We start from the raw sequence: 21,926 nt of genomic DNA on the forward strand, positions 1-21,926 counted from the left end.
TACCAGACGCACCGCATCTCGCTTAAACTCATCGCTGTACGTCGGCCGCTGTTGCTTCGCTTGTATGTCCATCTATCGGACCTCCTTCGAGAACCATTATTCCGGCTCCCGCCACTGTCCGAAAGTCCTGGGCTATCGCACTACTAAGGTTAGATGCAGAACAGGTCCCTACAGAAAGCTATTTATTTAGCTTCCGGGACAGTATAGGTGCTAAGCTACCGGATAAAAAACGTTTTGTATTTTGGCATCTAAAGTCCTTGACCCCAAAGCAAATCGTAACCGTTTTTTAAGAGGAAAGACGATGTGTGGGGGTTCGACTTGTCGCAAAGAATAGCTATTTAAGTCTTCAACTGTCCCACGAATATTTGTTGGACTTCTGCGTCTGAAAACTCTATAATCCGATCGTACGGCCAAAAATGAGTTTGGCCCCCTAGTGACCCATTTAGAAGGATTCGAAAATGGACTCTCATTCTGTCGACCGTAAGGTCAAAGCACTCACTTTGGAGTGCCGTCTCTTAAAGTCTCGAGTAAGTAAGCTCGAACGAGCCTTGGATGAGCAAGCTGCGGCTAAGAACCAAGCCGCTGAGTTGGAGCGATGGAAGCAACTCGTTCCTGAGTTGCGTAAGTACTATCGGTAGCCCGATCAGAGTGCAGTATGGCTGGCTGATCCCGGTGGCGGCTCCATGCCTAAACTGGGCATGCCAGCCTCTGTTCTTGCTATGTTTGTCTAAACAACTGGTTCCTTGCTCATTGTATCCACTTCAATGCTCCCAAAATCATCATCAAAAAGACACAGAACCCAACGAAGTACCAAGCGCAACCGGCTGGGTCTTCGGGTAGCTTGGGCCAGAAGCTTGGGTCGTGATGAGTGTCCATGCCCAGATTTTCGCATGGCCTGGTACGGTTCACAATCTGATTGAATCTGCCGTAAACGACGCAAGAAGCGACCACCCCCGCCGCCTAACCGAAGAAATGCGAGAGAAATCGCCCACGTTGACGATAACCCTCGAATCCCTTACAAAAAGGGATTCGAGGCTGGCTCGTCCACCTCTTCATACCAGTACATTGTGCGCCTTTTCACAAGGTGCGTCTGACTAAGGAGATATTTCGTGGGAGCTAGTGAACGCAAACGTGAGCTTCGCCGTCGCCGCAAGCGCTATTCCAAGTTGGCCCAATTGAAGACCAAGCTTCCCAAGGCGACGCAATCCGAAAAGTTGGAAATCGTTCGCAAGCTGCGCGAAATGTCGCCCGGTGCCGAAAGACTGATCAACGAATGGCAGCTGGTCGAGTCAGGCCGCTAAACAGTGTGGTGCGACTCTCCGAGTCGCCCTACGAGTCGGAGACTCGTGGCACACTGAACAAAGCCAAAAATGCTCTAAAAAAAATGGCTTCCGGATCAAAACTGATCCGGAAGCGATTCGTTATTTCAAGAGTCGTTAACTCACGAACTCTTAACTCACTAGCTCCGGTTCAGCCGCATCCACGCGGCGGAACGTGAATTCCTCGTCGCGATAATCGACCTCGATCGTCGCCCCCTCGGGATAGTCTTCCCGCAAGAGCTCCGTGGCGAGCGGATTCTGAATCGAGTGTTGAATCACCCGCTTTACCGGCCGCGCGCCGAAGGCAGGATCGTAACCTTCCGCGGCAATGTGGTTGCGGGCCGCTTCGGTCACGACCAGATTCAAATGCTTCTTGGCGAGCAGCTTTTCGAGTCGTTCGAGTTGCAGATCGACAATCCGCGTGACCTGGCTGCGATTAAGCGGCTGGAACACGATCGTTTCGTCGATGCGGTTAAGGAACTCCGGCAAGAACCGCGCTCGCAAGGCTTCTTGTAGCGCCTCGCGCATGTCTTCCTCGCTGCCACCTTCGTTGGTGATCTGCTGAATGAGCTGGCTGCCGACGTTCGAGGTCATCACGACAATCGTGTTCGTGAAGTCGACCGTGTGGCCGTGGTTGTCGGTGAGGCGACCATCGTCGAGTACCTGGAGTAAGATATTAAACACATCGGGATGGGCCTTCTCGATTTCATCCAACAGCACCACGGAATAAGGCCGACGACGGACCGCTTCGGTGAGCTTACCCCCTTCTTCGTAACCGACGTAGCCCGGAGGCGCGCCTATTAAACGGCTCACCGTGTGCTTTTCCATGAACTCGCTCATGTCGAGGCGGACCATGGCGTTCTCGTCGTCGAACAGTGTTTCGGCGAGAGCCTTGCAAAGCTCCGTTTTGCCCACGCCCGTGGGGCCACAGAACAGGAACGAACCAATCGGACGATTGGGATCCTGCAAGCCGCTGCGGCTACGACGAACCGCGTTCGCCACGGCTTCGACGGCTTCGTCCTGGCCCACAACTCGCTGATGGAGGCGTTCTTCGAGCACCAGGAGCTTAGCCCGCTCGGTTTCCAGCATGCGTGAGACGGGAACCCCGGTCCACGCGCTGACCACTTCGGCGATTTCATCGGGGCCAACTTCCTGTCGCAGCAAGCGCTTGCGCGTGCCGCTGGCCGCGGCTTTTTCGCCGGCCGCTTGGCGGGATTCGATTTCGTCCAATTGCTTGGTGAGTTGCTTGCGCTGAACGTCCAGTTCGTACAGCGATTGATAAAGCGCTTCGGGGACCAACTCGCCCGCCGATTGCTTGTCTGTGATCGTCGCGGCGAGTTGCTCGGCCTTGTGCGTGACGTCGAGCAACTTCTCACGAACTTGCTGCACGTCGCCCACGCCGAGTTTTTCGCTTTCCCATTGCTCGCGCAGATCGGCCAGCTTCTTTTTAATCTCGTCCATGTCTTCGTTGACGTCGGCGAGACGTTGCTTGGCATGCTCTTCGGTTTCGTCGGCGAGTTGCCGCGCGGCGATTTCCAGTTGCGTCAGCTTGCGCTGCAACTGATCGATCTCGGTCGGCACGCTTTGCAGTTCCATCGCCAGCCGGCTCGTGGCTTCGTCCATCAGGTCGATCGCCTTATCCGGCAGGAACCGGTCGGCAATGTAGCGATGCGAAAGCTCCGCCGCAGCCACAAGCGCCGAGTCTTTGATCCGCACGCCCTTATGATGCGCTTCATAGCGAGGCTTCAAACCGCGCAGAATCGCGATCGTGTCTTCCACGTTGGGTTCGCCCACGAACACAGGTTGGAAACGCCTCTCGAGCGCGGCATCCTTCTCGATGTACTTGCGATACTCATCGAGCGTGGTCGCACCAATGCAGCGGAGTTCCCCCCGCGCGAGAGCCGGCTTGAGCAGATTCGCGGCGTCGTTGCCACCCTCGGCAGCACCCGCTCCCACGACGGTATGCAACTCGTCGATGAACAGAATCACGCTGCCGTTGGAGTCTTGCACTTCGCGCAAGACCGCTTTGAGTCGCTCTTCAAATTCGCCGCGAAATTTTGTGCCGGCAATCAGCGCACCCATGTCGAGCGCGATCACCCGCTTGTTTTTCAGACTTTGCGGGACGTCGCTCTGCACGATGCGCAGCGCCAAACCCTCTGCGATGGCTGTCTTGCCGACGCCCGGTTCACCAATCAGCACGGGATTGTTTTTGGTGCGCCGGGAAAGAACCTGAATCACACGGCGGATTTCCTGGTCGCGACCGATCACGGGGTCGAGCTTGCCTTGCTCGGCGCGGGTCACCAGATCGATGCCATATTTTTCCAGGGCTTGGAATTTGGCTTCGGGACTTTGGTCCGTCACACGAGCCGAGCCACGCACTTCACGCAGCGCCGTGAGAATATCTTTCTCATCAACAGCGTTGAGCTTAAGCACGTCCTGAGCTTTGGATTTTTCCTTGGCGAGCGCAAGCAAAAGATGCTCGGTCGACACATAGTCGTCCTGCATCGCTTGGGCTTGCGATTGAGCAGCTTCGAGGATGCGGTTGGCGTCGCTGCTCAAATGCGGGGGCGAACCACCGCTCGCTTTGGGCAAATGCTTGAGTTCCGCCGAAACAATCTGTTGCAACTGGCCTTGGTTCGTGCCCACACGATCCAAGAGGGGTCGCACCACGCCATCTTGCTCTTCGAGCAACGCCGCGAGCAGATGAATCGGCTCAAGCTGGGGATTCCCCGCGTCAGCCGCCAATTCCTGCGCCCGCTGCACCGCCTCCTGAGCTTTGATCGTTAATTTGTCAAAACGAAATGCCATGGTTATCTCTACTTTGCTTCTCGTCGATTTGGTTCGATAAGTTTGATTGGCCCGGAGGGCCAGAGTCGTGTAGCCAGGTCTGTTAAGCTCTGGAGACTTAGTGCAATTACTCTTAGCCCCGGAGGGGCGGCATCAGTCCCAAATGTATTTAGGGTCGTAACTCACACCATGTTTTTCCAAGAGTGCGATAAATTCGTCCTGAAACGAGATCTTCTTGTGATGCTCTGCCTGGTTGCGAATATATTCACGAACGATTGGTGATTGAGATTCGCTCACCGTGAATGCTGCATATCCTTCTTGCCAACTAAATCGATCCCTAGATTTTTTGTTTTCGTTGTTCCACTTGGAAGAATTCGCCTTAATCTTGTTGAGCATCTCGGAGACAGCGACCGATGGCTTGATTTTGCTCAGCAGGTGAACGTGGTCCGCAACGCCACCAATTTCAAGCAAGATACCTCCTTCGGCACGAATAATTCCGCCGATGTATCGATAAAGCTCTTCTTGAAGTTCCTCCTTGATTAAAGGTTCCCGGTGCTTCGTGCTGAAAACGATGTGATACAACAGATTGGTAAAGGTCGAAGGCATGAAGCGAACTCCAAGATGCCGCTCCTCCGGAGCTAAAACCTTGTTTTAATCTATCCACCAGGGACTGGCGTCCCTGGCTACACGACCGTGCCCCTCCGGGGCAAAACGAAATGCTGGTGCCGGCAAACTTGTTGAGAATGCACGGCACCAGCCATTTTCGAATCACTAACGGCTAATAGTTCTTTTCAGACTATTAACTCTTCACTTCAAACTCAGCATCGATCGCATCATCGTCGGCCGAATCACTCGCCGCGGTTTCAGCTCCACCCGCATCCGCCGAGGCAGCCTCGCCACCAGCGGTCGACTTATACAAGGCTTCGCTCATCGCGTGCGATGCGGCTTCCAGTTCGCCGATCGCGGCTTTGATCGCGGCGGCATCTTCGCCCTTGGCCTTTTCACGGACCTTGGCGATCGCTGACTCAAGAGCCGTTTTGTCGGCATCCTTGAGTTTCGAGCCTTGCTCCTTGATCAACTTTTCAAGCTGATAAGCACGCGATTCCGCCTCGTTGCGAGCTTCGACAAGTTCGCGCTTCTTCTTATCTTCGGCGGCATGCTCCGTCGCGTCGCGCTTCATCTTGTTGATCTCGTCTTCGCTGAGTCCGCTCGATTGCTCGATACGAACCGTTTGCTCCTTGCCCGTGCCGAGATCCTTGGCGGCCACGCTCAAAATGCCGTTCGCATCAAGATCGAACTTCACTTCGATTTGCGGCACGCCACGCGGGGCGGGCGGAATGCCTTCCAGGTTGAACTGGCTTAACAATCGGTTGTCGGCACACATTTCGCGTTCCCCTTGGAACACGCGAACTGTGACCGCGGTCTGGTTGTCGTCAGCCGTACTGAAAACTTGCTTCCGCTCGGCGGGAATCGTGGTGTTGCGCTCGACGAGCTTGGTCATCACGCCACCCAGGGTTTCGATACCCAACGAAAGCGGAGTTACGTCCAGCAGCAAAATGTCTTGCACTTCACCGCTCAGCACGCCACCCTGAATCGCGGCACCGATGGCCACGACTTCGTCGGGGTTCACGCCCTTGTGGGGATCCTTGCCGAAGATTTCCTTCACCACGGCTTGAACCTTGGGAATACGGGTTGAACCACCCACGAGCACGACTTCGTCGATATCGCTCGGCGAAAGCTTGGCGTCTTTCATGGCTTGCAACACGGGACCACGCACGCGCTCGATGAGGTCGTCGACCAACTTCTCGAAATCCACGCGGCTGATGTTCATCTGCAAGTGCTTCGGACCGCTGGCATCGGCCGTGATGAACGGCAGATTGATATCGGTCGAGTGGGCCGAGCTGAGTTCCTTCTTGGCCTTCTCGCACGCTTCTTGCAATCGCTGCAACGCCATTTGATCTTTGCGGAGATCAATGCCTTGCTCGCGTTTGAACTGATCGGCCACGTAGTTGATCAACGCTTGGTCGAAGTCGTCACCACCCAAGTGCGTATCGCCGTTGGTCGAGATCACGCGGAACACGCCATCGGCCACTTCGAGAATCGAAACGTCGAACGTACCGCCACCGAGGTCGAACACGCAGATCTTTTCCTGCGCTTTCTTGTCGAGACCGTAAGCCAACGAAGCCGCGGTCGGTTCGTTGATGATACGAGCCACTTCCAAGCCAGCGATCTGCCCGGCATCTTTGGTAGCCTGACGTTGCGCGTCGTTGAAGTACGCAGGGACCGTGATCACCGCTTTGTTGACGGTGTGGCCAAGATAGGCTTCGGCGGATTCCTTGAGCTTGCGCAGAATCTTCGCGGAAATTTCCGGAGGGGTCATTTCCTGATTGCCAACCTTCACCTTCACATAGTCTTCGGCACCGCCGACGACTTCGTAGGGAACCATCTTTTCTTCCGAAGCGACTTCATTATGCCGCCGACCCATGAACCGCTTGATCGAGTAAACGGTCTTAGTGGGGTTGGTGACCGCTTGCCGCCGTGCGGGCTCGCCGACGAGGACTTCACCCTTGTCGGTAAACGCAACAACGCTCGGCGTGAGCCGGTTGCCTTCGGCGTTGGGGATGACCTTCGCCTCTTTACCTTCCATCACGGCGACGACGGAGTTCGTCGTGCCGAGATCGATACCAATGATTTTTTCGCCTGCCATGAGAATTCTCCTTCGATATACCTAAGCCTTCTGAGCTGCTTGGATTGGACCCGAAGTCGGAAACAATTCCAGCAGGTGCTTGGTCAATTTGTACTTTTCTGTGGGCAGAGATTGCCCGTGGAAAGTCAATTAGCAAAGGTTGTGCCGTGTTGCTGGCATGAGATATAATGACGTAAAGTATTATTGCAAAATACTTTATGGAACGCCCTGTTGGGTGGCAAGAATGACAGTTATGGCAATGTTTCTGTCAAAATGGCAGCTTTCCGCGGGGTACACTTTCGCAGGCTATTCAAAGGCAGTGCCACATTGGCAGGTCGCTTGGACATGCCGAGATTGAGAAACATACTGGGGCGATGGCCAAGAAGAAAAAATCTGCTGGAAAAGAGTCCAAAGCTTCGAGCACCGAGGGATCGAAAACCCCTGCGGAGCGACAAATCGATAAGCTCGATCGCGAAATTTTGGATCTCATCAATCAACGAGTTAGCCTTGCCGCTCAACGAAGTGCTACCAGCGAGAAGGCTCCTGGTTTACAGGCCGCGCTAAAACACGTCGACGAGATTGCTGCCGCCAGCAAAGGGCCGCTCGACGCTACGGCGATTCACAACGTCTTTCGCGAAATCATCAGCGGCACACAGGCTTCCGCGCTAGCGACCACGGTGGCCTACTTGGGCCCTGAATTCACTTATAGCCACCTAGCAGCAATTGAACGATTTGGCCAAAGTGCTCAGCTCATTCCCGTCGCCACGATTGCCGCGGTGTTTGAAGAAGTCGAGCGCAAACAGGCCGATTTTGGGCTCGTGCCGATCGAGAATTCCACCGATGGCCGAGTGGCCGATGCCTTGGAGTGTTTGGCCCGCTCACCTGTGAAAATCTGTGGTGAAGTGCCGTTGCGGATTCGTCACTGTTTGCTCGCCAATTGCAGCCGCAACGAGATCAAGAAGATTTACAGCAAGCGGCAACCCTTCTCGCAATGCCGCAATTGGTTGAGTCAGCACCTGCCCAACGTACAACTGGTGGAAGTGGCCAGTTCCGCTGATGCCGCCCGCAAAGCGGCTGAAGAAAAGGGAACCGCTGCGATCGCCAGCGAACAGGCGGGAATCAACAACGGCGTTGCCGTGTTAGTCAAAGGGATTGAGGACAATCCGGATAACGTCACGCGCTTTGCCGTCATTGGCCAAGAGACCGGGCCCAAAACGGGTCAGGACAAAACCTCGATCGTGTTCGAGATCAACCATCAGCCGGGGGCGCTCGCCGACGCGATGGGAATTTTCAAAAAGCAGCGGCTCAATATGACCTGGATCGAGTCGTTCCCGCTCCCTGGCCAACGCGGACGGTACGTCTTTTTCGTGGAATTTCAGGGCCATGCCGCGGATTTGCGGGCTCGCCGGGCCCTTTCGGCCCTAGAAAAACGGGCTACTCGTCTCACCGTGCTGGGCTCCTATGCACAGGCCGATCCCATCGGCTAAACTGAGGGGCTATCCCGGTCCGGGTAAAGCGGGCTGTGTGACCTTCGGTTTTTGTGCGAGGAGATTTCGTCGATGCGAACCCCATTGATCGCTGGCAATTGGAAAATGAACACTGATAGGGCGAGCGCCCGCCAGTTGGCGAGTGCCGTGGCCGAAAAGGCGAGTGAATGCGAAGGGGCCGAGCTATTGGTTTGCCCTCCGAACGTCTATTTGTCGCTCGTGCGTGATGTGATTTGCGATGCCGCCGTGGGACTGGGGGCTCAGAATGTCTATTTCGAAGCCAACGGAGCATTTACCGGCGAAACCAGCACCGCCATGCTCACCGACCTCGGGGTGCAATATGTGATCCTGGGTCACAGCGAACGCCGGCATATCCTGGGCGAAACCGACGAAATCATCAACAAAAAAACACACGCCGCGTTGAAGGCCGGTTTACGGCCGATTGTTTGCGTTGGCGAACTGCTCGAAGAACGCGAAGCCGGGAAGACGGGCGAAGTCATTAAAAAGCAGTTTGAAGGCTCATTAGCCGGGGTAACCGACGAGCAAATGTTGTCGGTAACAATCGCCTACGAGCCGGTTTGGGCGATCGGGACCGGTAAAGTGGCCACCACCGAGCAGGCCGAAGAGGTTCATGCCGATCTTCGCAGGCAACTGGTGGAACGCTACAATGCCCAGATTGCCGACAAGGTGCGAATCCTGTACGGGGGCAGCGTCAAACCAGACAATGCGGCCCAATTGTTGTCGCAACCCAATGTTGACGGCGCCCTGATTGGCGGGGCGAGTCTCAAAGCGGCGGATTTCCTGGCGATTGCCGCGGCTGGTGCCACGGTCGCCCAGGCTTAACAACGAAATTTTTGACGGAGCACTCTAGTGGTCATTCCGATGTTTGCGGCGATGCAGTTGCTGTTTCAAGTGCTGCTTTCGATAGTCGCTATCTTTTTGATTTTGCTCGTCCTCGTGCAACGCGGTCGCGGTGGCGGCTTGGCCGGTGCGCTGGGCGGCATGGGTGGCTCGAGCGCGTTTGGTGCCAAAGCGGGCGATATCTTCACCCGGATCACGATTGGTGCCGCTGCGGTGTGGATCATCCTCTGCATCGCTGCTGCTAAGCTGGGACCCGCCACGGCTGGAAGTCGTTTGAACACGGGCAACGAAGCTCCTGTCAGCACCGGTCCCGCATTAACTGAAGCCGAAAAGGAAGCCACCGAGAAAGCGGCAACCGAAGGCGAACCTGCCGACGACAAAGCGGTTGAGGCCCCAGCTGATGAAGACCCTGCCGAGGAAGCTGCCACGGAGTCGGCTCCGCCGGTTGAATCTTCTCCGACTGAACCTGCGAGTGAATCGGTGACACCGGCTGCTGAAGCGGCGACCCCGGCTGCAGACGAAGCGAAGACCGAATAACTTAGCCGCGAATTTTTTGAGGATTGCACGTGCCCCTGCTCAGCATGACCGGTTTCGGTGAGGTGGTCGAGCAGCGCGAAGGGTACGCCATCGCTGTCGAAATTCGCACGGTCAACAGCCGCTATTTCAAGTCGAATATCCGCACGACCGAGGGTTACGGTGTTTTGGAATCGCTCATCGAAGCGGTCCTACGCGACACGGTCAAACGTGGCACGGTGACCTGCAATTTGCGGATTCGCCATTTGGCCAGTGCCGAGGATTACCGCCTCAACACGCGTATTCTCAACCAGTATGTCGACCAATTGCAGTCGGTCGCCGCAAAGCGGAATCTCGACGAAGCCATCCGCTTGGAACCGCTCACGAGCTTGCCGGGTGTTGTGGAAGAGCTTTCCGCTGAGGCTCTCGACGCCGCGAGTTTGTGGCCCATTGTCGAACTAACTTTGCACGGAGCGATTGCACAACTCACATCCATGCGATCCGTGGAAGGTGAAGCACTCGCCGCGGATTTGCGCGATCAATGTGTGACCGTGGCTCTTTGCCTCGACATCATCGAAAAACAAGCCCCGCAGGTTGGCGAAAGCTATCGCAAGCGGATTCAAGATCGCGTGAACGAGGCCCTATCATCGCTCAACGTGACGATCGAGCCAGCGGACTTGGTCCGCGAAGTGGCACTCTACGCCGATCGGGCTGATATTTCTGAAGAGATTGTGCGCTTACGCAGCCATCTCCAGCAGTTCGCCGCGGCGCTCGAACTCGACGAAAGTGCTGGTCGCAAAATGGAGTTTATCTGCCAGGAAATGGGCCGCGAAACAAATACCATCGGCTCCAAGGCGAATGATGCGCTGATCTCGCAGCAAATCGTTGAGATCAAAACGGCACTAGAACGGATTCGCGAGCAGATTCAGAACGTGCAATGAGTGCAGAAAAGCCTGGAAAACTCGTGGTGGTTTCCGGCCCTTCCGGCGTGGGGAAGTCGACCATTGTGCCCATGGTGATGGAGCGACTCTCGCCGCGGCTCGTGCGGAGCATTTCGGCGACGACTCGCAAACCCCGACCCGGTGAGCAGGAGGGGGTGGATTACTACTTCATGGATCCTGCGGAATTTACTCGCCGCCGCGAGGCGGGGGAATTCCTCGAAACGGTCGAAGTTTTCGGCCGTGGACACTGGTATGGGACCCTGTGGAGTGCCGTCAGCCCTAGATTAGCTGAAGGGAAATGGGTACTCTTAGAGATTGACGTGTTGGGGGCCGAAAAGGTCCTCGACCGGTTCGCTGATGCAATTACGATCTTTATCCAACCCTCGTCCATCAAGGAATTGGAGCGGCGGTTGCGATCCCGAGGCACCGAGGCGGAAGAGGCCATCGACCGTCGGCTCGAAGTAGCCCGGCGAGAGATCGAATTGGCCCATCAATACACCTTTCAAGTCGTGAACGATACGGTCCCCGAAACGGCGGACGAAATCGTGGAGATTTTAGTAGCCCAAGGAATTCTTGATGATTGATGCTCTCAAAGAAGAACAAATTGTGAACAAGGTCGGCGGGCGTTTTAAGTTATCGACGCTTATTCAGAAGCGTCTCGCGGCGATCAACGCCGGCGCGCGGCCCTTGGTCGACATGGACACGAAGAACAAGATGGAAATCGTCGTCGAAGAGATTCTGCAAAACAAAATTTATTTGGATTCCTCCAGCCAACTCAAGATCACCAGCGAATCGGTCAGCTCCGGTGGCCCGCCTGAGTTGGATCTTTCCAGCCTCTAGTTCTTGGTAGGAACGTCGCAGAATATGGCACACGAAATCGTAGTCGGCGTGTCGGGAGGGATTGCTGCGTACAAGACGGCCTACTTGGTGAGCGATCTCGTGCAGAGCGGCCTGGGTGTGACCGTGGTCATGACCCGCGCCGCGCAAAAGTTCATCGGCGCGGCAACCTTCCAAGCTCTGACTGGTCGCCGTGTGCTGACCCAAGGCTTTGATAAGCACGAATACCATTTGGGTCCGCACATTGAATTGGCTCGGCAAGCAGACTTGTTGTGCATCGCCCCGGCCACGGCCAATATCTTGGCGCAGGCCGCTTGCGGCTTAGCGGAAGACTTGCTCAGCACATTGCTTCTCTCATTCACGGGGCCAACCATTTTGGCCCCCGCGATGAATAACGAGATGTGGGAGAAGTCAGCCGTCCAACGAAACGTGCAACAACTCACGCACGATGGTTTTCACTTCGTGGGACCCAACGAAGGCTGGTTGAGTTGCCGCGTCACGGGTAAAGGCCGCATGGCGGAGCCCACCGAAATCGCGGCCAAGATTCACGATTTACTCAAAGAAAAGAGTTAGCCGGCATCGTCTCGATGCCGTGAGTGCAAGAATTAAGCACTGAGCATCAACATGGCGCGCATTCTCATCACTTCTGGACCGACACGGCAGTATCTCGATCCGGTTCGATATCTGACCAACGCCTCGAGCGGTCGCATGGGGGCTGCCTTGGCGGAAGCGGCCTTGGATTTGGGCCACGAAGTTATCTTGGTGACAGGGCCCGTTGAAGTCCACTATCCCGTCGCGGCGGAAGTCGTGCCGGTGATCTCGACCGAAGAGATGATGGAAGCCTGCCGCAAGGTGTTTGCTGATTGCGACGGCATGATCGGCGCCGCGGCACCGAGTGATTATCGCCCCGTGCACGTCGAATCGCATAAGATCGCCAAGACGGGCGAACCGCTGCAATTGCATCTGATCGAAACCGATGACGTCGTCGCCACGCTCGGAGCCGAGAAGGGGACACGCTGGGTCGTCGGCTTCGCTCTGGAGACGGAAGACCATCGACTGCGAGCGCTCGCAAAGCTCGAACGGAAACATTGCGATTTGATGGTTTCCAACGGTGTCGAGGCGATGCACTCACTCAACAATCAGGTTGAAATCATCGACCCCGCCGGCAGCGTGATCAAGCAAGTCAGCGGAACGAAGCTGGAAGCGGCGCGTGAAATCTTGGCGGTGATCGCGGAGCGATTGATACGCTGAGCGCCTATGCCGCTCTGGTCCGCAGCCGCGCGATAATTCTTCGCAGCGAGCCGAGGGCTCCACGGTTTTCTCGTTCGAGCTGTTGGCGGGCGTGTTCCCAGTCGTTGGAGCCGTCGCCTTGGGGACAACCGCGGGATTGCCAGATGTGGTAGGCCCGTTGGGAAATCATTTGGTCGGTGATTTGTGACGATTGATGGTTCGCGCCGTGCGACATAGCAATGAGACCTCTTCCGCCTACGGGGTGGGAAAAGTCCCTTTATAGTGGGTTTCGAGAGGGCAGGGCAATGTCAGCATTGCTAGCAGCGTTATTCATCGCTAAGCCGCAAGTGGCTAGAGGCCCGCGTTTAAGCCTTTGAGGTCTTCGGGGATAAAGAAACCGTCTTTGCGGATCAATTCACCGTCGAACCAGATTTCGCCGCCGCCATAATCGGCCCGTTGAATCAGTACCAGGTCCCAGTGAATGCGGCTGTTGTTGCCGTTGTTGGCTTCTTCATACGCTTGGCCGGGAGTGAGGTGAAAACTCCCGCCGATTTTTTCATCGAACAATGTGTCGAGCATGGGATGCCGCACAAAATTGTTCGTGCCCAGTGACCATTCCCCCGTGTAGCGAGCTCCTTCGTCGGAATCGAGAATCGCGTTGATGCGTTCGGTGTCGCTGGACTCCGCGCGAATAATCTTGCCGTCCTTGAATTCAAACTCGATGTCGCTGAATACGGTCCCTTGATAACGCGATTGCGTGTTGAACTTGATCACGCCGTTAATGCTGTCGCGGACCGGGGCCGTGAAGACTTCGCCGTCGGGGATATTCCGTTCGCCGTTGCAGGGGATCACGGGAATATCTTTGATCGAGAATTCCAACTCCGTGCCGGGGGCCGTGATGCGGACATGGTCGGCCGCTTCCATGCGCTTTTTGAGTGGTTCTTGCGCGCGGCCCATTGCTGCGTAGTCAGCCGTGCAGACGTCGAAGAAGAAATCTTCAAAAGCCGACGTGCTCATGCTCGCGGCTTGCGCGAATGAATCCGTGGGGTAACGCAGCACCACCCACTTGGTGTCGGGGACGCGAATCGCGCCATGAACTTTTTTCCACCAATGCTGTTGGAACAAGTCCATCCGATCGTGCGGCACGTCGGCAAACTGGCTGCTGTTGTAAGCTCCGCGAATGCCAATGTAGGCCTGCACGGATTTCATGCGGGCCGCTTCAAATTCCGCAGCGGCCTTCATACTGGCTTCGGTCGCCGTGCGATAAAGGGAACGCAGCACGGCATTGTTCTTCATGCTGACCAAGGGCACGGCCCCGCGCTCGGCGGCCCCTTCCACGAGTGCCGTGACGAGATGCGGCTCAGGCAAATCAAACGCCTCAATCAGAACGTGTTCGTCCTTTTTGAGCGAGCAACTGTGATCGAGCAATAAATTGGCGAGCTTATCGATTCGTGGGTCGTGCATGGCAATGTGCTTGGAAAAAATCAAAGAATAGCCGCGAACCGACGGTTCGCCGGGCATTTAATCGGAATCTTTGCGGAAATCATAAAGTCCTTACGGGAAATCGGCAACGCACGTTCGAGCTGGAAGCGGGTATAATTCAGCGGAAACATAACTTTTCTTCACGCGCGAGTTTGAGGCCATGTCGTCGACCCTACCCCCCAGCACCGAGCACGAAGCATCTTTTGCCGAAACGGCACTCAAGCTCGGCGGGAAGAGCGATGACGAAGCCCGCCGCACGGGAGCGATCGACAAGGCCGATGATCAAGTCGAGGCGTTATTTGCTCCTCAATACCAAACGGTGCATAGTCCGGCGCATCGTGCCGTGTGGGAACGGGGTGTCCCGGTCGATTTGTTTCAGAGCACCTCGGTCACGCCTTCGCCCGAAATCGCCCACGTGATGGACGAGTCAATTAATGTTGTGCGTCGGCATCGCACGGCGGAAACCTTGCTGGATGAAAATGGCAAGATCACCGATAACGTGCTGAGCGATTTGGCTAGCGTTGGATATTGGGGATTGTTAGTCGACAAGGAATACGGCGGTTTGGGAACACCCTTCGCCGCGTTTGCACCGTTTCTGACTCGAATGGCAACGGCCGATCCGACGATTGCCGGCTTGGCCTCGGTTCACGGCTGCATCGGGGCCGTCGATCCCGTGCGGACATTCGGCACGCCCGAACAAAAACAACGATTCCTCCCGGGACTGGCCGATGGTTCACGCTTAAGTGCTTTTGCGCTCACGGAACCCTGCGCGGGGAGCGATCTCACGGCACTGCGCACCACAGCGCGTCGTGACGGCGATGATTTTATCGTGAATGGTGAGAAGCTCTTCATCACGAACGTCGTCCCGGGCCGGACGATTGGACTTGTTTGTTTGATCGACGACAAACCGGCGGTGTTAATTGTCGAGTTACCCGCCGAGGAAAACGAGAATTTCCAGCTTCGCAAATATGGCTTGTGGGCTCTGAAGCACACTTACAATCAAGGGATTATCTTTCGCGATTTTCGTGTTCCTGCCGACAACTTGCTTGTTCCGGTGCGTGGAGATGGCCTCACGATTGCCTACCACGGCTTGAATCTGGGGCGCATCGCCCTGTGTGCCAACGCCGCGGGAACCATGCGGTTGATGATGGCCAGCATGATTCCCTGGGCCCAATTCCGCGTGACTTACAGCGCGCCAATTGCCAGCCGCGAACTTGTGCAACGACGATTAGGCCAACTTGCGGGACTGATCACGGCTTGTGATGCGCTCGTCGCTTGGTGCGCGGGACTCATCGATCAAGGTTATCGCGGCGAGATGGAATGCGTGATCGCCAAGATCTTCGGCAGCGAAGCCCAGAAGCGCGCGGCGATTGAGTTGTTCATGAAAACCCATGGCGGCCGGTCGTTTTTACATGGCCATTTGCTGGGTGATAATGTACACGAGTATCTGGCCCCTTGCATTTACGAAGGGGAAGGCGAAATGCTCGGCATGGCCTTCTTCAAATCGCTGGTGAAGGACCACGGCAAAACCTATTTCGAGCCAGTGGGGAAAGCTTTAGCCGCCAACGGCATTAAGAAGCCCAACCCGCTCAATCCCGCGCATGCTTGGGCGCTCCGAAAAGTGGCGCTGCCCTATTTGAAATGGCTCGTGGCTCGGCGGCTTATGCCCACCGCCAAGAGCCAACTCCCCCACATGCCAAGTGAACTTGCCCGGCACGCGGAATTCGCCTGTAACGCGCTGCAAGAAATGTCGCTCGAAATTTCTAACACGATGATGAAATTTCAGTTATCGCTCGCGGATCGCCAATGTCGGATGGCTGAGCTGTCGCTGCGGTGCCAGAATCTCATCACCATTCTCTGCACGGCCTTGTATGGCTCACGGCAAAGCGACGAAATTTTGCGAGCGTCCGCCGATGTCTTTTGCCAGGAGTTGATTCAGCAGCTGACCGGCAAACGGCCATCGAATGCTTATTTCAAGCAAGTCACGCAACTCGGTGCCGCGATCGCGGATGGAAAATTTCCAGGGCTCGCGGAACTCAAGCCGGATGAAATCCTAATGCCGTACGAGAATTAGTATTTTATCTTTGGACCACCCTGAAAGTCCTAACGACTCGCTAAGCCTAGTTTTTGAAAAGGCTTCACAAGCAACGCTCCGGCAATAAATCCGGCGATGTGGGCGGCATAGGCCACGCCCCCTTGATCGCCGCCGAGCACTCCCAAGCCGCTGATAATCTGAAACACAAACCACAAACCTACCGCGACAATTCCGGGGACATCCGTTACGAACTGAAACAACAGAACCGTCACACGGCGATGAGGATGCAGCACCAGATATCCTCCCATCACGCCGGAAATCGCACCCGAGGCACCCAAGCTTGGGATCAAAGATGATGGCCCAGAAGTGTTGAGTAGCACATGAGCGAGTGAAGCCAGTATGCCGCAGATAAGATAGAAGAACAGATATCGGATTCTGCCCAAATCGTGCTCGATATTGTCGCCGAAGATCCACAAAAACCACATGTTTCCGAGCAAATGGGCGAACCCTCCGTGCATGAAAATTGCCGTCAGTAGCGTGAGATAGACCGGTATTGGCGTTTCTTTAAGTCCAGGGATGCGAACTTCTTGCCTGCCTCCCACGGTTTCCATCTGAACGACTTGATCCCCAGAGACCAAGTCTTTGCCGCTGACTATCTCGGCAGGAACCGTTGAATAGGCGAAAGTGAAACGGTCGTTGCTTCCCAGACCTTGCAGAAAGACAAATACCAAGACGTTAACCACGATCAATGCGATGTTGACGATCGGGAATGAGTCTGAGCCGGTATTGTCGTCACCAATGGGAAAGACCATAAAAGCAGATCGCAGTAAGAGCCAAGCAGAATCTCCAACAACATCTTACCTGCATTGATACTATTTTCCCAACATGATCCCCCACGGTTCCAAACTTGGCAGATTATCGGCCGGCTGAATCAATTTATGCCTAGCGTCAGCTCAGTAACTCATGCACGACCCGCGCGGGAACCACGCCCGTGAGCTTCTGGTCGAGCCCTTGATGCTTGAACGAGAATCGCTCGTGATCGAAGCCAAGCTGATGCAACACCGTGGCGTGCAAGTCGCGAATATGCACGGGATCTTTGACGATGTTGTAGGAGAAATCGTCCGTTTCGCCGTGGAACGTGCCCGGCTTGAAGCCGCCCCCGGCCATCCACATTGTGAAGCACCGGGGATGATGATCTCGACCGTAATTGTCGTTGGTGAGGCCCCCTTGGGAGTAAATCGTTCGCCCAAATTCGCCGCCCCAAATCACGAGCGTGTCGTCGAGCATTCCGCGCTGTTTCAAATCTTGAATCAGTGCGAAGCAAGGTTGATCGATATCGCGGCATTGATCGGGCAGGCGACCCGCTACATTGGCGTGCGTGTCCCAGTTGTTGTGATAAATCTGCACAAATCGCACGCCACGCTCGACCATTCGCCGTGCGAGTAAGGCCGTGTTGGCAAACGTACCGGGTTGCTTGGCCGCGTCGCCATAAAGCCGATAAATCGATTCCGGTTCACTGGCGAGATCCGTCAATTCCGGCACGCTCGCTTGCATGCGATAGGCAAGTTCATACTGCTCGATGCGCGTGGCCGTTTGCGGATCGTTAAGCTCCGCGTAATTTAATTCGTTCAAAGCTTTGATCCCGTCGAGCGTTGTCCGCCGCACTTCTCGGGGGACGCCCGGTGGATCATTGATGTAGAGGATCGGATCGCCCGCGGTGCGTAAGCTCACCCCGGCGTGATGCCCTGGCAAAAAGCCCGAGGACCATAAGCGGGCCGAAATTGCCTGCATTTGCTCCGTGTTCGTGGGGCGAGCCACCATCACCACAAACGTCGGCAGGTTCTCGTTGAGCGAACCCAACCCATACGAACTCCACGAACCCAGACACGGCCGGCCCGTCACTTGATTGCCGGTTTGCATGAGCGTGATTGCCGGCTCGTGGTTGATCGCCTCGGTGTACATGCTGCGGACGAACACCATTTCGTCGGCAGATTGTTTGAGCCAGGGCAGCAATTCGCAGATCGTCATCCCCGACTGGCCGCACTTTTCAAATTTGTACTTGGAAGGGGCGATAGGAAAACGAGCTTGCCCCGAAGTCATCGTGGTGAGCCGCTGACCCATCCGGACTGATTCGGGCAAGTCTTTGTCGAACCACTTGCCCAACGTCGGCTTGTAATCAAACAAATCCATCTGCGGCGGGCCGCCCACCATGTGCAGATAGATGATTCGCTTCGCTTTCGGAGCGAAATGCGTCGGCGAAGTCAGCCCCGAGGCAAAGGTTTCACCAGCGAGCGCACCCAATGCGGCGGTTCCCAGCAAATTCGCACCGCTCGCCAGAAAATGGCGGCGCGTCACCAGTCGTCGATATTCTTCGAAAGCATTCATCGCGAATAGTGCTATTTGTTGAGTGTTTCGTCCAGGTTCAGCAATTGATTCACTGTCATCGTCCAGGCAGCAAGTTCCGCGACGGGGAGTTTATCGTTCAGCGGAGTTTCACCGACACGAACAAGTTGTTCCGCTTGATCGGCGTGAGCTCGGTAGTGCGTTAGCAATTGGTCGAAGGTTGATTGTGCGATTTTCAATTCCGCTTCGTTAAAATTGCGGGCCAACAATTTCGCAGCCAACCACTGCACCCGCTTTTCGAACTCTGAGCTTTCTTGCTGAACGACACTTTCAGCAAGATGCCGGGCCGCTTCGATATACTGAGGATCATTTAAGGTGACTAAAGCCTGGAGAGGTGTGTTGGTTCGTTCGCGGGCCATCACACACGTTTCGCGCGAGGGGGCATTGAACAGATCCATCGAAGCTGGCGGAGCGGACCGCTTCCAGAAGGTGTACATGCTCCGCCGATACAACGCTTCGTCCTTGTCCTGCACATAGTCATGCGTATTGCTCTCACGCATGGCGACCGCTTCCCAAACTCCCGGCGGTTGATAAGGTTTGACGCTCGGCCCACCAATTTTCGGCGACAACATGCCACACGCGGCTAGCGCGTAATCTCGCACCATCTCGGCATCCATCCGGTAGCGCGGGCCACGGGCGAGCAAGCGATTTTCGGGGTCACGTTCGATTTTTTCGACGGTTGCCACTGCACTTTGCTGATACGTCGCACTCATTACCATCAATTTGAACAACTGCTTCACGTCCCAGCCGCTGTCGCGAAACTCGACGGCCAGCCAATCCAGCAGTTCCGGATGCGAGGGGAGTTGGCCCGTCACGCCAAAATCTCCCGCCGTGCTGACCAGACCCGTGCCGAAGACTTCTTGCCAGAAACGATTGACCACCACACGAGCTGTCAACGGTTGTTCGGGCCTCAGCAGCCATTCGGCGAGCCCCCAACGGTTCCGCGGCAAATCTTGAGGAAACGGCGGCAGCATTTCAGGAGTGCCCGCCTGCACTTCCTCCAGCCGCTGATCGTATTCGCCCCGATTGAGAACAAACGCCTTGGCGGGCTCACTTTTTTCATGCATCACGTGAGCGACCGTTCCCCGCGAGCGGATCCCTTGATCTTCCTGGGCAATCTCACCGAGCCGCGCTTGAATGTCTTGAAAACGCTCGTCGCGCGTCGGCAACCACCATTCATAGAGTGCCGTCAATTCATCGGCTGAACGCTCCGCGGCAGGTTTCGCCAGCGTGGCGAATAGCGCCGTATTCCCCAGCGACGAAACTTCCAAATCACTCAGTTGCCGGTCGTAGATTCGCAAGTCGGCGATCGTAACTCCCGAAACGGGCGAACCTTCGTGTCGTTGGCCGATCTTGAACGGCACGGTGTTGCGAGTCGTCTCTTTCAATGTGTTGGCAACAACGTTCAACTCTTGGGCGATGCCGTTAATGAAAATCTTAAAGCCAGTCCCTTGCCGGCTACCATCGTACGTGACGGCCACGTGAATCCATTGATCTGCCGGGACCTGATTCTTGGTGAGAACCTTGATCGCATTGCCGGGCCAAGTGCTAATAAGGTGAGTCCCAATCCGGCAATTCTCGATCCACAAATCCCAACCCCGGAATCCGTTCTTGTCGTCCATACGAGCGATGACCGATCCGCTCGAATCATTCGCGGGCAACTTGATCCAGGTGGCGAAACTGTATTTCTGATCGTTCTCGAAATCGCCCACTTCAGCGACTTCTAATATTCCGCCTTGGCTGAGATAAGCGGCCTGTTTGCCATTGACGCCAGGACGCCATTCCAAAGTCGCGGGCTTAGGCATCGAGCGTTGCTTGCCCGTCACGGCGTAATCAATCGTTTCGGCATCTTGATCGAACGGCACACTCAGTTGTAAACCTTCATCAGAAACCTCCGTCGCAACATCACTTCGGTCCGCCGACACATGCCAGGTGTCGAATTCACCCCGCGCTTGTTGGCGTCGCTCGGCAAGCTGCTGTTCCCAGTGAGATCTGAGAACCTTGAGCTCATCCCACCGCTTGCGATCAGCTTCCGCGGGGACCACGACCACGGGTGGCGTATCCTTAATGTTGCCGTCCATTGCCGCTTGGGTTGTGTTGTTGAAAAACGCCGATAACTCATAGAACTCGCGTTGAGAAAGCGGATCGAATTTATGGTCGTGACAAACCGCGCACCCCACGGTCAAACCCAACCAAGCCATGGCCGTGGTTTCTGTGCGATCGCGTGCGTAAAGCACCAAATACTCTTCGTCGATTGCTCCTCCTTCATTGGTCGTGATATTGCACCGATTGAAGCCCGAGCCAATTTGTTGTTCGAGCGTGGCTTCCGGCAGCAAATCCCCCGCGAGGCTTTCAATCGTGAAACGATCAAACGGCATGTTTTTGTTGAACGCGTTGATCACCCAATCGCGATACGACCACATTTCGCGATAGTTATCGAAATGTATGCCGTGGGTATCAGCGTAGCGGGCCACGTCGAGCCAATAGCGCGCACGATGCTCACCCCATTGCGGTGAATCCAAGAACTTATCAACCAACTTTTCATAAGCATCAGTCGATTGATCATTGACAAAGGCTTCGACAACATCGGGCGTGGGGGGCAAGCCCGTCAGATCCAGACTCACCCGCCGTGCGAGAGTGCGCCGGTCAGCCGCTGGGGCGGGTGTCAATTGTTCGGCCTCTAAGCGAGCAGCAATAAAGTGGTCGATGGCATTCTGTGGCCAGTTGGCATCTTTCACAGTCGGCAGGGCAGGGCGTCGCGGCGGAATCAACGACCAATGCGGCTGATACTCGGCTCCCTCTTGCACCCACCAGGTTAGCAACTCTTTTTGTTCAGCGGTCAGCACTTTCTTTGATTCCGGCGGAGGCATCACCTCCGCTTCATCTTCCGACAGAATGCGGCGAATCAATTCACTCGTCTCGGGCTCATTCGGAACGATGGCCCCCGCATCGATCGCGGCTTCCCGGCGGTCAAGCCGCAAATCCGCTTGACGCGATGCGCTATCAGGACCGTGGCACGAGATGCAGGCATCAAACAGAATCGGGCGAATATCGCGATTGAACTGCAATCGTTCTTCAGCGTGGCCCAGCGAGCAAATGAGCTGAGAACAAAATGCGAGAGAAAAGCCAGCCAGGCGGATTTTCCAACAGCAATGCGTATCGCATCTGCGCTGCGAGCCAAAGAAAAGGATGATCCGCCCCAACCTTGCGCCTCACGGTAGGGATGAAAAGTCGAAGCAACAAAATCGTTGCCTCATGGAAAAGTTACCCTTTCGATTTTCCCTTTGATTGCCAACGCGGTCAAGCATTCGAGGTCTGTTAGGGAATCTGGTTTTCAAATTTCAT

19 protein-coding genes are annotated in these 21,926 nt (G+C 55.6%); 11 read left to right on the forward strand and 8 right to left on the reverse strand.

Annotated features, from left to right (window positions below):
- Positions 1–458: 458 nt before the first annotated feature.
- Together AC6T8Q_RS18725 and AC6T8Q_RS18730 are read left to right on the forward strand one after the other, a co-directional pair.
- Complete coding sequence (locus tag AC6T8Q_RS18725) at positions 459–638, forward strand: hypothetical protein (protein ID WP_500680530.1); 180 nt, start codon at positions 459–461, stop codon at positions 636–638.
- 471 nt (positions 639–1,109) lie between these two features.
- Entirely contained in the window at positions 1,110–1,301 is a 192-nt protein-coding gene (locus AC6T8Q_RS18730; RefSeq protein ID WP_496919356.1) for a DUF6800 family protein, read from the forward strand.
- Positions 1,302–1,451: 150 nt separating this feature from the next.
- Here AC6T8Q_RS18730 and clpB read toward each other — a convergent pair whose 3' ends face one another.
- The 3 genes from clpB to dnaK form a co-directional block, all read right to left on the reverse strand.
- A complete protein-coding gene (clpB, locus tag AC6T8Q_RS18735; protein WP_500680531.1) occupies positions 1,452–4,127 on the reverse strand; it encodes an ATP-dependent chaperone ClpB in 2,676 nt (891 codons plus the stop codon).
- 132 nt (positions 4,128–4,259) lie between these two features.
- Complete coding sequence (tnpA, locus tag AC6T8Q_RS18740; protein ID WP_500680532.1) at positions 4,260–4,712, reverse strand: IS200/IS605 family transposase; 453 nt, start codon at positions 4,710–4,712, stop codon at positions 4,260–4,262.
- A 193-nt stretch (positions 4,713–4,905) separates the two neighbouring features.
- The gene (dnaK, locus tag AC6T8Q_RS18745; RefSeq protein WP_496919352.1) at positions 4,906–6,813 is read right to left on the reverse strand and encodes a molecular chaperone DnaK; all 1,908 of its coding nucleotides are present in this window, start codon (positions 6,811–6,813) and stop codon (positions 4,906–4,908) included.
- Between the two features lie 353 nt (positions 6,814–7,166).
- Between dnaK and pheA the strand changes: the two genes are divergently transcribed.
- The 8 genes from pheA (at position 7,167) to AC6T8Q_RS18785 (ending at position 12,682) form a co-directional block, all read left to right on the forward strand.
- Complete coding sequence (pheA, locus tag AC6T8Q_RS18750; RefSeq protein WP_500680533.1) at positions 7,167–8,279, forward strand: prephenate dehydratase; 1,113 nt, start codon at positions 7,167–7,169, stop codon at positions 8,277–8,279.
- Between the two features lie 72 nt (positions 8,280–8,351).
- Entirely contained in the window at positions 8,352–9,122 is a 771-nt protein-coding gene (gene tpiA, locus AC6T8Q_RS18755; RefSeq protein WP_500680534.1) for a triose-phosphate isomerase, read from the forward strand.
- Positions 9,123–9,149: 27 nt separating this feature from the next.
- Positions 9,150–9,677, forward strand: a complete 528-nt coding sequence (gene secG, locus AC6T8Q_RS18760; protein WP_500680535.1) for a preprotein translocase subunit SecG — start codon at positions 9,150–9,152, stop codon at positions 9,675–9,677.
- A gap of 29 nt (positions 9,678–9,706) precedes the next feature.
- The gene (locus AC6T8Q_RS18765) at positions 9,707–10,594 is read left to right on the forward strand and encodes a YicC/YloC family endoribonuclease (protein ID WP_500680536.1); all 888 of its coding nucleotides are present in this window, start codon (positions 9,707–9,709) and stop codon (positions 10,592–10,594) included.
- Positions 10,591–11,178 (forward strand): guanylate kinase, encoded by a 588-nt coding sequence (gene gmk, locus AC6T8Q_RS18770; protein WP_500680537.1) that lies wholly within the window; start codon positions 10,591–10,593, stop codon positions 11,176–11,178. Before AC6T8Q_RS18765 ends, gmk begins: the two co-directional genes overlap by 4 nt.
- Positions 11,171–11,434 (forward strand): DNA-directed RNA polymerase subunit omega, encoded by a 264-nt coding sequence (locus AC6T8Q_RS18775; protein ID WP_496919346.1) that lies wholly within the window; start codon positions 11,171–11,173, stop codon positions 11,432–11,434. The genes gmk and AC6T8Q_RS18775 overlap by 8 nt, the downstream gene beginning before the upstream one ends.
- A gap of 24 nt (positions 11,435–11,458) precedes the next feature.
- Positions 11,459–12,004 carry a flavoprotein gene (locus tag AC6T8Q_RS18780; RefSeq protein WP_500680538.1) on the forward strand — a complete coding sequence of 182 codons (546 nt, stop codon included), beginning with the start codon at positions 11,459–11,461 and terminating at the stop codon, positions 12,002–12,004.
- A 51-nt stretch (positions 12,005–12,055) separates the two neighbouring features.
- On the forward strand, positions 12,056–12,682 hold the full coding sequence (locus AC6T8Q_RS18785) for a phosphopantothenoylcysteine decarboxylase domain-containing protein (protein WP_500680539.1): 627 nt from the start codon (positions 12,056–12,058) through the stop codon (positions 12,680–12,682).
- A 4-nt stretch (positions 12,683–12,686) separates the two neighbouring features.
- On the opposite strand, the gene AC6T8Q_RS18790 is transcribed toward AC6T8Q_RS18785, so the two are convergent.
- Positions 12,687–12,896, reverse strand: a complete 210-nt coding sequence (locus AC6T8Q_RS18790; RefSeq protein WP_500680540.1) for a DUF2934 domain-containing protein — start codon at positions 12,894–12,896, stop codon at positions 12,687–12,689.
- 116 nt (positions 12,897–13,012) lie between these two features.
- Positions 13,013–14,182: an aminopeptidase gene (locus AC6T8Q_RS18795; RefSeq protein WP_500680541.1), complete on the reverse strand. Its 1,170-nt coding sequence runs from the start codon at positions 14,180–14,182 to the stop codon at positions 13,013–13,015.
- Between the two features lie 121 nt (positions 14,183–14,303).
- Here AC6T8Q_RS18795 and AC6T8Q_RS18800 point away from each other — a divergent pair, with 121 nt between their 5' ends.
- Positions 14,304–16,217: an acyl-CoA dehydrogenase family protein gene (locus AC6T8Q_RS18800; RefSeq protein ID WP_500680542.1), complete on the forward strand. Its 1,914-nt coding sequence runs from the start codon at positions 14,304–14,306 to the stop codon at positions 16,215–16,217.
- Positions 16,218–16,246: 29 nt separating this feature from the next.
- Here the strand turns inward: AC6T8Q_RS18800 and AC6T8Q_RS18805 are convergent, their stop codons facing one another.
- The 3 genes from AC6T8Q_RS18805 to AC6T8Q_RS18815 form a co-directional block, all read right to left on the reverse strand.
- Positions 16,247–16,990, reverse strand: coding sequence for a rhomboid family intramembrane serine protease (locus tag AC6T8Q_RS18805; protein WP_500680543.1), 744 nt, complete (start codon positions 16,988–16,990; stop codon positions 16,247–16,249).
- A gap of 136 nt (positions 16,991–17,126) precedes the next feature.
- Entirely contained in the window at positions 17,127–18,563 is a 1,437-nt protein-coding gene (locus AC6T8Q_RS18810; RefSeq protein ID WP_500680544.1) for a DUF1501 domain-containing protein, read from the reverse strand.
- An 11-nt stretch (positions 18,564–18,574) separates the two neighbouring features.
- On the reverse strand, positions 18,575–21,649 hold the full coding sequence (locus AC6T8Q_RS18815) for a DUF1553 domain-containing protein (RefSeq protein ID WP_500680545.1): 3,075 nt from the start codon (positions 21,647–21,649) through the stop codon (positions 18,575–18,577).
- Positions 21,650–21,926: the final 277 nt, after the last annotated feature.

This window comes from Bythopirellula sp., assembly GCF_041737835.1.
Classification (GTDB): Bacteria; Planctomycetota; Planctomycetia; order Pirellulales; family Lacipirellulaceae; genus Bythopirellula.